The organism is Lacrimispora sp. (genome assembly GCF_032078915.1).
GTDB lineage: Bacteria > Bacillota > Clostridia > Lachnospirales > Lachnospiraceae > Lacrimispora.
Map to the genome: position 1 here is coordinate 168,185 of NZ_DAMAUN010000002.1, position 13,320 is coordinate 181,504.

At 43.3% G+C, this 13,320-nt stretch carries 15 protein-coding genes; all 15 read right to left on the reverse strand.

Annotated elements, in window-relative coordinates; all coding sequences use genetic code 11:
* Nucleotide 1 precedes the first annotated feature (1 nt).
* On the reverse strand, nt 2–871 hold the full coding sequence (locus tag RT269_RS01830) for a phosphotriesterase family protein (protein WP_313180299.1): 870 nt from the start codon (nt 869–871) through the stop codon (nt 2–4).
* 191 nt (nt 872–1,062) lie between these two features.
* Nucleotides 1,063–2,046: an amidase family protein gene (locus tag RT269_RS01835; protein WP_313180300.1), complete on the reverse strand. Its 984-nt coding sequence runs from the start codon at nt 2,044–2,046 to the stop codon at nt 1,063–1,065.
* Between the two features lie 12 nt (nt 2,047–2,058).
* Nucleotides 2,059–3,369, reverse strand: coding sequence for a YhfT family protein (locus tag RT269_RS01840; protein ID WP_313180301.1), 1,311 nt, complete (start codon nt 3,367–3,369; stop codon nt 2,059–2,061).
* Between the two features lie 2 nt (nt 3,370–3,371).
* Entirely contained in the window at nt 3,372–3,743 is a 372-nt protein-coding gene (locus RT269_RS01845; protein ID WP_313180302.1) for a DUF2620 domain-containing protein, read from the reverse strand.
* Between the two features lie 63 nt (nt 3,744–3,806).
* Nucleotides 3,807–4,166 carry a PRD domain-containing protein gene (locus tag RT269_RS01850; RefSeq protein WP_313180303.1) on the reverse strand — a complete coding sequence of 120 codons (360 nt, stop codon included), beginning with the start codon at nt 4,164–4,166 and terminating at the stop codon, nt 3,807–3,809.
* A 59-nt stretch (nt 4,167–4,225) separates the two neighbouring features.
* Nucleotides 4,226–5,161: a GntR family transcriptional regulator YhfZ gene (gene yhfZ / locus RT269_RS01855; RefSeq protein ID WP_313180304.1), complete on the reverse strand. Its 936-nt coding sequence runs from the start codon at nt 5,159–5,161 to the stop codon at nt 4,226–4,228.
* 219 nt (nt 5,162–5,380) lie between these two features.
* Nucleotides 5,381–6,022: a cytidylate kinase-like family protein gene (locus RT269_RS01860; protein ID WP_313180305.1), complete on the reverse strand. Its 642-nt coding sequence runs from the start codon at nt 6,020–6,022 to the stop codon at nt 5,381–5,383.
* Nucleotides 6,023–6,136: 114 nt separating this feature from the next.
* Complete coding sequence (locus RT269_RS01865; RefSeq protein WP_313180306.1) at nt 6,137–7,051, reverse strand: RluA family pseudouridine synthase; 915 nt, start codon at nt 7,049–7,051, stop codon at nt 6,137–6,139.
* Nucleotides 7,048–7,566 carry a signal peptidase II gene (lspA, locus tag RT269_RS01870; RefSeq protein WP_313180307.1) on the reverse strand — a complete coding sequence of 173 codons (519 nt, stop codon included), beginning with the start codon at nt 7,564–7,566 and terminating at the stop codon, nt 7,048–7,050. Before lspA ends, RT269_RS01865 begins: the two co-directional genes overlap by 4 nt.
* Before the next feature lie 10 nt (nt 7,567–7,576).
* On the reverse strand, nt 7,577–8,665 hold the full coding sequence (gene aroB / locus RT269_RS01875; protein ID WP_313180308.1) for a 3-dehydroquinate synthase: 1,089 nt from the start codon (nt 8,663–8,665) through the stop codon (nt 7,577–7,579).
* Between the two features lie 225 nt (nt 8,666–8,890).
* Complete coding sequence (locus RT269_RS01880) at nt 8,891–9,409, reverse strand: cell division protein SepF (protein WP_025233142.1); 519 nt, start codon at nt 9,407–9,409, stop codon at nt 8,891–8,893.
* A 130-nt stretch (nt 9,410–9,539) separates the two neighbouring features.
* On the reverse strand, nt 9,540–10,235 hold the full coding sequence (locus RT269_RS01885; RefSeq protein ID WP_313180309.1) for a YggS family pyridoxal phosphate-dependent enzyme: 696 nt from the start codon (nt 10,233–10,235) through the stop codon (nt 9,540–9,542).
* A 12-nt stretch (nt 10,236–10,247) separates the two neighbouring features.
* Nucleotides 10,248–11,687: an HlyD family efflux transporter periplasmic adaptor subunit gene (locus tag RT269_RS01890; protein WP_331663898.1), complete on the reverse strand. Its 1,440-nt coding sequence runs from the start codon at nt 11,685–11,687 to the stop codon at nt 10,248–10,250.
* Between the two features lie 151 nt (nt 11,688–11,838).
* The gene (locus RT269_RS01895; protein WP_038284331.1) at nt 11,839–12,258 is read right to left on the reverse strand and encodes a hypothetical protein; all 420 of its coding nucleotides are present in this window, start codon (nt 12,256–12,258) and stop codon (nt 11,839–11,841) included.
* An 89-nt stretch (nt 12,259–12,347) separates the two neighbouring features.
* Nucleotides 12,348–13,316, reverse strand: coding sequence for a D-alanyl-D-alanine carboxypeptidase family protein (locus tag RT269_RS01900; RefSeq protein ID WP_313180310.1), 969 nt, complete (start codon nt 13,314–13,316; stop codon nt 12,348–12,350).
* Nucleotides 13,317–13,320 lie beyond the last annotated feature (4 nt).

A 13,320-nucleotide genomic window follows, 5' to 3' on the forward strand; every position in this document is an offset into this window, starting at 1 on the left:
CTTAATTCAAAATCCGGTCCGGATTATTAATCAGCAGCATATCGATTTGTTCCTCGGATAAACCATGATCCCGAAGCATGGGAAGAAAAGTTTCAAACAGATAAGCATAACCTAAACCTCCCCATGCCTTTAAATGAGATTTTCTGGTAATATCCATAGATAAAACTACCTGCCCCAGGAAACCTTCTTTTGCGATTCGCTTTAACGTTTCTGTACGGAACCGGTCTGGACAGTAATTATTTTTTCCTACAGTATCAAATCCGATATTGACGCCTTCCTTCAGAACCGAAAGAATATAATCCGAATCCTGGGAAAGGTCTAAATGGCCGATAATAATTTTCTCCGGCCTTATCCCGGCATTTTTTAAATATATGGCCTGTTCCAAAGCCATTGTTCCAAGGGTTGTATGGGTAGTTACAACGGAACCGGTCCGCACCGCTGCCAAAGCCATGGAATGAAATACCTTTTTTTCCATATCCGTCATGGTGCTTTTACTGGTTCCAAACTCCCCAATGACCCTTGCTTTGATGCCGGAATCCCCTATTCCTTCCGTCAACTCCTTCTCTGCCAGTTTGGCCAGCTCTGTTTCAGACATGGAATACACAAAATCCGGAAGAAACGGCTCTTTATAAAAACCGGTCGACTGCAAGATTCGGATGCCAGTGGCTTTTTCCATACGGCTCACGTATTCCGGATTCCTTCCCATGCCCATATTCGTCACATCTAAAATGCGCCTGACTCCAAGCTGATACAGACAGCGAAGCTCGCTTTTCGTTTCCTCAAAGCAGTCCAGCCGGCAATCCTGGTCTTTTTTTACTCCGGATAAGTCTATGGTAATGTGTTCATGCATCAAAGTATAACCTTTTTCCATGTTTTGTCTCCTAATGAATCAATGGATATGCCTGCATATCCGGTTAACGCCCGATGAAGCGGGGCGCGCGGTACCCGGTAAAGCGGGGCATCTGTTCACATACTCAAGATCGAAAGACGTTTTTCTTTCAACCTTGGCCTCCAAGGGACAAAGGGAGAGATTACTCTCATATTTGACCCGTCGTTTCTGCACTAGAAATACATATCAAAATTCATAAAGTAGCGCTCGATCAGCTGGGATCTTTTACAGACCAGCACTCTGGCCTTTCGGAACATTGCTTCAATGTCCTCCCTTTTACTTTCGCAGATCAGAACGGTACAGCACCCCAATTCACTGGAAGGAACGGTAAGTGCGGATTTTCCGCACATATTTACCACCCGCATCAGCCCTTTTCCTGAATGAGCCTGGCACTTTTCTGTTTCCTTATCGAAATGGCCGTAAATACTGTCTCCCATGGCATTCACATCCACCGGTCCTTCCCTTGAGATCAGGATGGTCCCCGGCTTTATGATTCCGTTTAAGTATTGGATCAATGGTTCCCGGCCCCCATAAATATGGGGCTGTTGTTCGATTGGTACCTCTTTCCACTCCCAACCGGTATTCCTATCTTCGGATTCCTCTGTCAGGCTTATTCCAAGCAATGGGTCCAAAACATGTTCCAGGGTCTTTAAATCTCTGGTAATGGCGCCAATGCCGGGAGAAAATACGATTCCATCAGTAGAAGCTTTTGAATGCTGCCTCATATGATCCTGCTCGATTAAGGGAGAGATAAATCCATAAAGATTGAGCGCAGCGGCAGGTGCCAGTACACTGCCGCCGCCGTCTGTTCCGATTCCGGCATCATTGATTCCATAGAATACATTGAGGGCCGTACCGCTGCTGGAGCCGGTCATCCATTTTCCTGTAATGGGATTGATAAGCTGTAAATCCACCGCTCTTCCGCCGAAAGCCATTTTATCGGCGGTATGGAATAAAAAGCCATAATCATTAAGACGTTCTTTTAGTTTTTCGGGAATGACCGGAGTATCCTTGATTCCGGTATACCAGGCAAACCCATGTTTTTTCTGAGCTGGAGCAACCAGGTCAATGACGCGGGGATTTACCTGGTTCACAGTGCAATAGGGATTTTTAAGTGCCAAAAATGTTTTCTTTGCATATGTTTCAAGTCTTTCCATATTAATTACCAGTTACTTTGCTGCCGGCACTGCAATAAGACCAATTATGAGAAGCAGGTTTAACAGCACTCCGAAAACGATACAGGCCACAGGACCAACAGCCAGGTCAACAATCGGTTTTTTCGCTTTCTTATTTAACAGGAAGGCCCCGATTACAAACAGTGCTCCGATTCCAGTGTATCCTGATGAGGAAACGGCCATTTTTTCAGCAGCAACAATACCGCCTGCAAGCAAAGAAATTTCCAGAACCTTGTTCATGGATGTTCTCACATACTCTCCCATATCTTTGACTCCCGGGAATTTATCCATGTATTTTGCAAAAATATTGATCAGGAAAATCTCTGCCACCATGACAGCAAATCCCAGTACAAAGGCAAAAAGCGGGTTCCCATGGAGGAACAGTCCAACTACAAATACAAAAGTGCAGCCAGCCGCACCGTACACACCTGTCACAATGGCAGTAGTAAATACCAGAGGTATGAAACCAATGGCTCTTGCCAATGCAGTTAAACCGGCGTTGCTGTATTCCTGGTTGGCTAAAAGGGCCAGGGAAGCGGGATCTCCGGCGATAATTGCAAGGCTGGTTCCGGCTGCAATCAGACCGCCCATAACCGCCAGCAACAGCCAGTTTTTACGAATTCGTAAAATATTGCCCTCAAAGCCCTGAGTCAGCACTTCATTGGCATGCTCCGTTCCTTTCTGCTGAGCAGCATAAACGATCATCATAATCATACCTGCAAGCATTGCCATGCCTTCTGCATTCAAAGAAACCTTGCCTGCCCCAATAGCAAAGGTACCGAATTTTTTTACAAGGAAATATACAAGTATTGTTACAATTGCGGCGGTCAATCCTTTTTTAAAGCCGTGCTGGTAAGCGATGCCCACCGCCGGGAATACGGCAAATGCAACTGTTATATAACCGGAAACGCTTCCTAAATCACTGGTGAAGTTATATGGCATATAGCTGAACAGTTTTACAACAAACTCCAGACCGGCCAGAATCGCCAGGCCGTAAGCGGCTCCGATGACAGCGGAAAGGATCATCCCGTTCCTGCTGTTATTACAGAAGGATCCGATGATATCAGTAGTTAACAGCAGGCAGTGGATCAAAATAATGCTTGCTGCAATGGAAGTCGGTATACCAAAACCGATGACCAGACCGAAACTGATGGCAAAGCTCATGGCTGCCAATTCTTTTCGGTTGATCTCTCCGTTAAAATACTGCCCCACAATTGGCCGGAAACCGTCATTAAATACTGCAATCCCCTGATTGGATAAAACGGAAGCCAACGCCCCGATTAATGCAATAACTATGTATTTCATACCTATGAAACCTCCTCTTTCTCAATGATTGCCTGAAGCAGAACCGGAAGGACCTCTTCTTTGTGCTGTGCTGTAAATCCAAATGCTTTTTTCCCCTTTTGTACCTCTTCCCTGATAAAATCTCCGCTCTTCACATTTCCTGGCATGGAAATCGTAGAACAGAGCCTGGAACCCAGCATGGCCATAGCCATAGCCAGCGCTCCGCCTCCGCCAGTATTGCAGGCACCTACATAATAATCATACTTTCCGTTTTTCACGCCCAATGCAGCATCTAAATCCCCCTTGATCTCGATCTCTGCCCGGCCGTTCATCTGTAAGGACACCAGTCTGGCAATTTCTTCCTTATCAATCTGACCACCAACCACAATCTTCATTGCTTCTATCCTCCTTTTATCCTGTATCATTTCTTAAAAAGACCATTTGGCCCTGATACCTTGTTATGAAAGCAGATTGCATAGATGAACGGTCAAAAAATTCCGTTCTGCTTCCGGGAACTGGATATCTGTATCCTTTAACAGTTCCTCTTTTAACACTTCCGCTCTTTGATAAACCGGTTCCTTTTTTATTCCATCAAGGAGCGTGTTATCCAAAGGGTGTTCCACAACCCCGTCTAAAACTCTTTGTCCTGCCATGGCCAGATGGGTGATGAACATTGCTGCCTTATCCTCCTCTGTGTCAGGTTTTTCTTCCAGGATCCGTTCCACTGCTTTTCTGGAATAATCCGCAACTTTTTTGCAAATCACATGGTTTTCTTCCAGAATATCCAAACGCTGGTTTAATATGTCTTTTAAATCCATTGGATTCCCTCCCAATATCAATATACATTATTTTGTACTTTGCTTCATAAAGATAACTTTTAAAAATAGGGTTCTCTTTTTTTCTCCCTTACCTCCCGGATGATCTCTACAACCTTCGGTACGCTGACATACTTTTCTAGCAGTGCCTTTAGATATTCGTCCTCCTTTCTGATAACCATTACAGCCGTCGAAAACAGGTTGTTATAATCGGATTCGTCTAAAAAAACTACGTTCAGCGGTTCGTACTTATGCTCTAGGATATCGTCATAGTTCCATACTCCTGCATCTATGATACCATCCATCAAGGCGCTTACGGTCTGCTGGGTCCGGATTGGGACCAGAGTAACCTTTTTGCCGTGGATAATATTTTTGGTAATGCAGCTCTGGTCAATGGAGCTGCTGTCATATGCTACCCGCATGCCATCCTGAATGCTTTCATATCTGGAATCCCCTAAAAGAAGTACATGCCTGGAAAGGAAACTGCCCGGCCCAAAATTAATTGCCGCCTCGATCTGCTTTCCTTCTTTAATGGATTGTTCCGCCGCATACTGGGAGCAGACAGCAAATTGATAGGTTCCTGATTCCACCAGATCAATACGTCCTACTGCACCTCTGGCGTAAGCCATATTAAAGTTAAGCGGTGCGAACTGGGTATACATGGCTGTGGCGAAGCCTTCATAAGTCACGGAATAGGGAAGGGGCATGATTCCAAGAATTTCTTTGCGCATACAGTTTTCCTGCAGCTTCTTGTAATCCATCTCTTTGATGCAGGTTCCCTGATGCCCATGATTCTCCAGTGTCACAGCATTGCACTCTTTTAAACAGGCAAATGCGTTCTGAATAGTCCCCCTGGACACTCCGAATTTATCCTGATACTCTGAGATAGGCAGAATCCGGTCTCCCGCATTCCGGGACATTAAATCCAGCGCCAACAGATTTTTTACTAGACCTATTTTTTGATATAGGTTCCCTGCTTCTAAACAATTGTTTTTCATAACTTCACTCGCTTTTACCAATTTACATTATTTTGTATATTCAAACAATATCATATGATATGTGCAATGTCAACAATATTATTTTTCATATTTTCATTTTATGTACAGAAAACACAAATATACGAACAAAAAAGACGGGCATTTCCGTTGTATCATAGAAATGTCCGTCTATATTCAATTCAATAAAAATCGCATCTGTTTCAAAAGGAGATTAATCCGTTAACGGTTCGCCTTATTCCATTCCATTTTTGCATCAACAAAATTGTGGATCAGCTTAACGGTTCCATCTACTCCTACGGAGCTTCGATTAATGCATAAATCGTAGCTTCTTACATCTCCCCATTTTTTATTGGAATAGTAATTATAGTAGCTGGAACGCTTTTTGTCCGTTTTGACCATAATATCCTTTGCTTTGGTATCATCAACATGATAAAGTTCTTTTAAGGATTTAACCTTGTCTTCTTCATCGGCAGTAATGAACACGGAAACAAGGTTGGGATAATCTTCCAGAGCATAATCGGCACATCTTCCAACGATTACACAGGATTCTTCATCCGCCAATTGTTTGATGGTATCAAACTGAGCTAAAAAGATCTTATGATTTATTGGCATATCCATGTAGCCAGAGGTTGTGAATCCCATGGAATATGTATCCATCACAAGGGAATACAGAAAACTGTTGGTTGGCTTTTCATCGTGGGTCTTGAACAATTCTTCACATAACCCGCTGTTTTTTGCTGCAAGTGCCAAAAGCTCCTTGTCATAGCATTTAATGCCCAGTTCTTCCGCCAATTTCTGTCCGATGATTTTTCCAGAACTTCCGCATTGTCTTCCAATAGCAATTACTAAATTTCCACTCATATAGACAGCTCCTTCCGGTATCTTATAGTTATATTATACCTTAAAATTTCTGAAAAATCTAGATTTATATTTCGATTTAACTGTTTTTTAAGAAGGTGTCTTATGGTTAGCCTGTTAAGTTAACCGCAATTTTCTCAATAGTTCTTCAAAATAGTCGGGAAGAGGCGCAGTAAATTCCATATATCCACCGGTTCTGGGATGGATGATTCCCAACACACCAGCATGAAGCGTCTGCCCGGTAAGACGGAATGGGCACTTTGCGGGGCCATAGACAGAATCCCCTAAAAGAGGATGGCCTATGCTTGCCATATGGACGCGGATCTGATGAGTTCGGCCCGTTTCAAGCTGGCATTCGATATAGGTAAACTGCCGAAACCGCTCAAGGACGCGGTAATGGGTCACTGCTTCTCTTCCATTTTTCTCATTGATGCTCATTTTCTTCCGGTCTATGGGATGACGTCCAATGGGAGCGTTGATCGTTCCCTCGTCTTCCTTTAAAACTCCATGTACGATTGCAGCATATTTTCTGGTAATGGAATGTTCCTTCAGCTGCTCGGAAATGGAATTGTGGGCCATGTCATTTTTACATACAATAAGAACCCCGGTGGTATCCATGTCGATCCGATGGACGATACCAGGGCGCATAACTCCGTTTATTCCCGATAACTCACTGCGGCAATGAGACATCAGTCCATTGACCAGGGTTCCGCTGTAATGGCCTGCGGCGGGATGGACTACCATCCCCTTTGGTTTATTAATGAGAATAATATCTTTATCCTCATAGACAATATCAAGGGGGATTTCCTCCGGAATGATTTCCGGTTCCCTTATTTCAGGAAGGGTTAAGGAAATCCGATCCCCTGCATTTACTTTATAATTGCTTTTTACCGGTTTTTCTTCAACCAGCACGGATTGTTCCTTTAAAAGCTTCTGAAGATAGGAACGGGAAATGTCCTGGCATTGGTCGGATAAATACCGGTCGATCCGGACACCGGCTTCCTCAGGAGCGACTACAAACTCTTGACTCAACCCAGCTCCTCCTTTTTATGAAAGGAAAGACAGGATAAGTCCTCCTCTTTGTAATAAAACAGAAACAGGAGCATAAAAACGAACATGGAAACAGTAACGTAACAATCCGCAACATTAAAAATCGGAAAATCAATCAGCTTAAAATATAAAAAGTCTACCACATAGCCTCTTAAAAAGCGGTCGATCATATTTCCCACCGCTCCTGCCGAAAGAAACATGGCAACAAGGTGCAGCGGCAGGTATTTTCTGTCGGCAGGCATACGGCTGACCGCAAAAGCCGCTGCAGAAAGCACTAACAAGGCAACCAGAAGGAAAAACGCCTGTTTGCCCTGAAGCATTCCAAATGCTGCTCCCCGGTTTTCGGAATAATAAAGTTCAAATACTCCATTCCAGATGACGAAGGGAGGCCGGTTCATGAGATGCTTAACAACAAGAAGCTTTGTCCATTGATCCAGGCCAATGGAAAGAAAGAAGCCAATGATCATCCCGATGATCAGTTTTGTTTTTTGATTCATGAAAATCTCCTTAAGTTAAGATATGGCGAAGCGCTTCTGCCATTTCCGTATCAGTGACAGTCTTGCAGGTGAAGGCTTTACCAATCTGTTCTAACAGAATAAACCGGATGGTGCCGGAATCCATTTTTTTATCACTTTTTGTTGTGAGAACAATATTTTCAGCAGAAAGCCCGCTTACTGAAACAGGCATGCCAAATTGCTCCATCACCGTTAAAAGTTTTGGAAGTTCTTCTGAACGAATCATTCCTCTATTGATAGAAATCCCCATTGCAGCGATGCAGCCAAGTCCCACACAGTGACCGTGTACAAGCCGAAAATCCGAAAGCTTTTCAATGGCATGTCCCAGGGTATGTCCCAGATTTAAAAGAGCGCGCTCTCCCTGTTCTATTGGATCCTTTTCCACCACATCCCGCTTGATCTGGTTGCTTACAAGAACCATTTCGCTTAACACTGTTAAATCCCTGCTATGGATTTTGGCAGAGTGATCCATAAGCCATTGGTAATAGGAGGCATCTTTGATCAGTCCATGCTTGATAACCTCTCCCATTCCTGAGGAAAATTGTTCTTCTGAGAGAGTTTTTAAGGTGGCGGTATTGGAATATACCAGCTTCGGCATATGGAAGGCTCCTATCATATTTTTGTAGGAATCAAAATCAACGCCGGTTTTTCCGCCAATGCTGGAGTCGACTTGGGACAGCAGGGTTGTAGGTACCTGGATAAAGGATATTCCCCGCAGATAGGTGGCCGCACCAAAACCGCACAAATCTCCCACAACTCCTCCGCCCAAAGCAATCAGATAGTCATGGCGGTCAAATTGTTTTACAATAAGGGCTTCGTATAAGTTCCTGACGGTATCCAGATTTTTGTTCTCTTCTCCGGCAGGGAAAATAAAATGTTCTGCTTTTTTGCAGCAGGCAGAAACAATCGATTCTACTTCCTCAAGGTAAAGAGGTGCCACATTGGAATCCGTGACAATACAAACCTTGCGTTCTCCCAGGTTCAGTTTTTTCAGTTCTTCTTTTAGTCCGTCAAACCCAGTTTCCATGACAATCTCATAAATGAAGGCACCGTTCATGTGTACCGGAATTCTATATTCCATGGTATTTTCCTCTTTTCTGTCCATGTTTTTCGAACATTTAAGTATGCCCGCAGGGCGTTTCTCTGCTGTATTATTTTATATTCCTATATCATGGAAGAAAGCAAACAATCTTCCGTCCCGTTTCCTGCATTGCAATGCTGCAACGATTGGAGGAAACGTGTGATATGGAAAATCGTCTGCTTGTACCATTCAAAGAAATGTATGATGTCTTGTACGGAACATCTGTTAAAGGCGTAAATTCATTCCGCCCATATCCAGGCTTCCATTATTTAACAGATCTTGAAAATCACCGGAGAGCTCTACGGATTCCGGGGTCGCTATGAATATGTAATTTGATATTTTCTGTAAATTACCATTCATGGAGTAAGTGGCGCCTGAGGTAAAGTCGATGATTCTCTGGGCGACTTCTGTATGGATGCCTTCCATATTGAGGACAACAGCCTTCCCGGCCAGCATATGATCGCAAATTTCCTTTGCATCTTCAATGGAGGTTGGTTTTACCATGGATACCTCCATAATGCGGGACTGCTTCATGGGCACCACTTTAGGGGACCGGGATAGGAAACGAGGCTTTTGATCAAAGTCGTCCTCTTCCTCGTAGTAATCCTCTTCATTCTTTTTTGAGAAAAGGGTTCTCTTAGCAGGTTTATCGCTTTCATCCTCATAGTCGTCATCTAAATAGTAATCGTCATCATCTGTATCGTTTAAGCGCATGCTATCCATCAGTTTGCCTAAAATGCTCATACTTTATTCTCTCCAATCTTATACCATGGTTCCTGAGTGAGAAAAAATCTTTCCAGGGCCCAGGCACATATTCTCACTTAATTCATGCCCAATCATGCGGGTAAGCGTTGCTCCGCATTTCCTTCAATCATTAAGTGTTCATATAATATCTTGTACCGAAAATTCCGGTACCGACTCTTACCAGAGTAGCACCTTCTTCTATGGCAATCTCATAGTCTCCGGTCATACCCATTGAGAGCATATTCATATTAACATTATCAACGTTTTTGCTTTGCATGTCAACATAAAATTGTCTTAATTTTTTAAAAACAGGACGATTTTCCTCAGATTTTTCTACAAAAGGTGCAATAGTCATAAGACCTTTTATCTTTACATGGGGAAGGCTGGCGATTCTGCGAATCGCGCTTTCCGTCTCCTCCAATTTAAACCCATATTTGCTTTCCTCTTCTGCTACATTCACTTCCAAAAGGATGTCCACAGTCAGGTTTTTTCTGGCTGCTTCCTCTTCGATCTGCTCCGCCAGGCGGACAGAGTCTACACTGTGGATCAGCACAGTTTTGTCAATGACCTGCTTGACTTTGTTTCTCTGCAAATGTCCAATCATATGCCAGCGGATATCTTCCGGAAGGGCAAGGTGCTTTTCGCAAAGTTCCTGCACTTTATTTTCTCCAAAATCCCGGACACCGGCAGAATATGCTTCTGATATCATGACAGCGGGTTTTGTTTTGCTTACCGCTATCAGGGTTACTTCTTCCGGATTTCTTCCAGCCCTCTTACAGGCTGCTGATATCCGGTTATTTACTTCTTCCAGATTTTCCTTAACCAAACCAATCACCTCTTATTGATAAATTAATTCCCCTTCATTGACAGTTTCAGCATTGAGAACGATATGATCGTAAACCGCCAAACCATAGGTCATGTTCTTTTTCACTGTATAATATTCATCATTGGAAGCCTGCACATCAATCTGTTTAAAGACAGCGTACCCTTTGTTTATATTATATACGCCCTGAAGGGAAGCGCTTGTCCCAATTTGATAACGTTCCGTGGAATTAGGCTTTACAATATAATCTCCGGCTTTAAAGCCGTCTTCCGTTCCCATTTCGATATAGTAATTATCCCCTTCAGAATAGTAAATCTCAGTAGGGACAAAGACGACTGAGGTCCCGGACCCGGAATACAATTCTTTGTTGAAACCGGTGGACTGGCTGTCTCCGCCCTGGGTAACGTAGTCCATGGGGACCAGGTAAAAATCTTTTTTTGTAACAGATGTTACGGGAATCTTTAGTCCATCTACCCGGTCGGAAACGATTTCAAAATCAACGTACCGGTCGGAAGCAAATTGAACCATATATTTATCAAAATCCAATTTTCCAAATGATTTTCCATCTGTTCCGGAAAACACGGAAAAGCTTCCCGAAGCTTTTAAATCCCGTCCGGAAAATTCTACAGTAAGGTTCGTTTTGTCTCCATAAGATTTGGCATCTTCTTCCGCCATCGGGAACACGATCGACCATAAATCAGAAGTAATGACTTTATAAACGGGCGAGCCCTTTTCTATAAGATTTCCTGATTTTGTAAAGGTCTTCGTATAGTTGCTGCGGTTAAATACGGCATCTGAAACTCCCGATGGCTGAAGTCCTTCATAAGAATCTACTCCATAGGAGACGATGCCCGCCCGGTCTGCTTTTACCTGCTCAAAATTAATACCTGCCTGATCCATCTGGGCTCCGAGGTTGTCCAAAGCATTAAAATTCATATATTCCATAACCTCGGCCTCTAAAGCGTATTTGGCATCATATACAGATCGAAACTGGTCATTGTCATAAGTAAGGCTGAATGTGGTCAGCTGCTTTTTCAGCTCAGCAAGATTTTCCGGGGTCAGTGTAATCTTATCTTCTGAATTTTCTGCCAGAAATGAAGTGAGATTACCCGTCTCATCAATGGAATAGACCCGGGTGCCGTTCGAAGCCCGTTTTCCTTCCCTTACGTAGTAATTGACATAGCCGGAACGGTCTGCATTTTTAACTTCTTCCTGCCGGAGGATAATTCCTGTGTAATTCTTATTATTGACGATGCTGCCTTCCTGTACTTCATAAAACTGTATCTTATCTCTACGAACATAGGCGAATACACTGAACACCATATAAACAAAGATCAACGCAAAGATGATCATGCCAACATTAATATTCAGAGGCCGCCGGTACCGGATGATTTTTTTATTCTTCTTTGGGTGAGCAGCCCGTTTTAATGGCTGCGCTGCCTTTTGTTTCGCCAACCTGACGCCTCCTTTCCTTATTACCGCCCATGTACTTTGGGCATAAAGGTATGCCTTAGGGCGTTCCTTTTAGTTATTATAAAAGGAAAATCCAAAAAATTCAAGCAAAACAAAGGGGACTGCCGTGCAGCCCCCTTATCTTCATGTATGATTATAATGAAACAACCACATTAGCCCTGGCATTCTCAGGCATATTCTCCGCATCGATGGAAACACTGAGAACAAAGGTTACGTGATACTTTTCACCGATTTTTTCCAAAGTTGCAATGGTTTCAGATATATCTTCCCCTTCAAGGCAGGCCAGCTTTAAAAAGCTGTCAAAGAACATCATCTCTAAATCATGATCTTGAGATATAATACCACAGATAAAACCTATAAATCCTTCGCTTGATGTAATCGGATACTCATTGACATTAATGAGGCGGATCTTGTTGCTTAATTCGTACATGTGCTTGGAACTTTTGTCCAGGTAGGCAATAGAACCTGATGATTCTTTAACAATGGAATTGGCTCTGTCTAACAGATGTTTTGTTTTCCCCTTACCCTTTTTTCCTGCTATTATCTGCACCATAGCAATCTCCTCCTTGCGTTATATAATTTGTATAAAAAGTCTATTCGGATTAATATAATTATAGTACAAATCCATAAGAAAGGCAATGACTATTCTACAATTTTATTCAATATATTTGTCATATTATCGTAAAGGCCTGCATGATTCGGTGCCTTTAAAACAACGGTAATATATTCCCGCTTAGAGGAATCCGAGCTTCCCATGATCAGGCAGCTTCCGGCCGCCTTTGTCGTACCTGTTTTTCCGCCCAGGACAGTAAGTCCTTCCGGCATCTGGCGCTCTCCTGTCATATACCAGTTGGTGCCTTTCCAGGTTGCATTTACCGGCTTTCCCGCTCCATCCTGATAGGTGGCGGTGTACTCAGTTGTGCCAATGATCTTGCGAAATTCGGGATACTTTAAAGCTTCATTAAAGATTAAATACAGGTCATAAGCTGTGGTGTAGTGATTATCATCACTTAATCCGTGGGGATTAAGGAAATGAGTGCCTGTAGCTCCAACCTTCAACGCTTCATTATTCATCATCTGTGCAAACTGGTCTATCCCTCCGGCCATATGGGTTGCAATGGCAGCCCCGGCATCATTTCCGGATGGGAGCATAAGACCATATAAAAGCTGTTCCATAGTCAGCTTATCTCCTGGCTTTATCCCACATAAAGTAGCCCCGGCTTCCGTAATGACAGCATCCTTGGTCACCGTGACTTCATCTGTTAAATCTCCGTATTTTAAGGCAATAAGAGCTGTCATGGTTTTTGTGATGCTTGCAGGATACAAACGCTCAAAAGGATTCTTTGCAAACAGGACTTTCTTATCCTTTAAGTCAAAGACTGCGGCAGCTTCGGCAGTGACCGCATTGTCCTGGCTGGAAGGATCCTCTGAAACGATACAGAGATCATGAGCAAAAGGTTCTGCTCTGCCAGATACTGCACTGGACTTATAAAGGGCGGTTCTTTCCGAATACACATAAGGATTGTCCAGGCCCTTCAGACCGGCGCAGCCTGTCAGAAATACGGTACATAAGGCAATGCAGCCTGATTTTACAAAAACTCTTTTTTTCACGGAA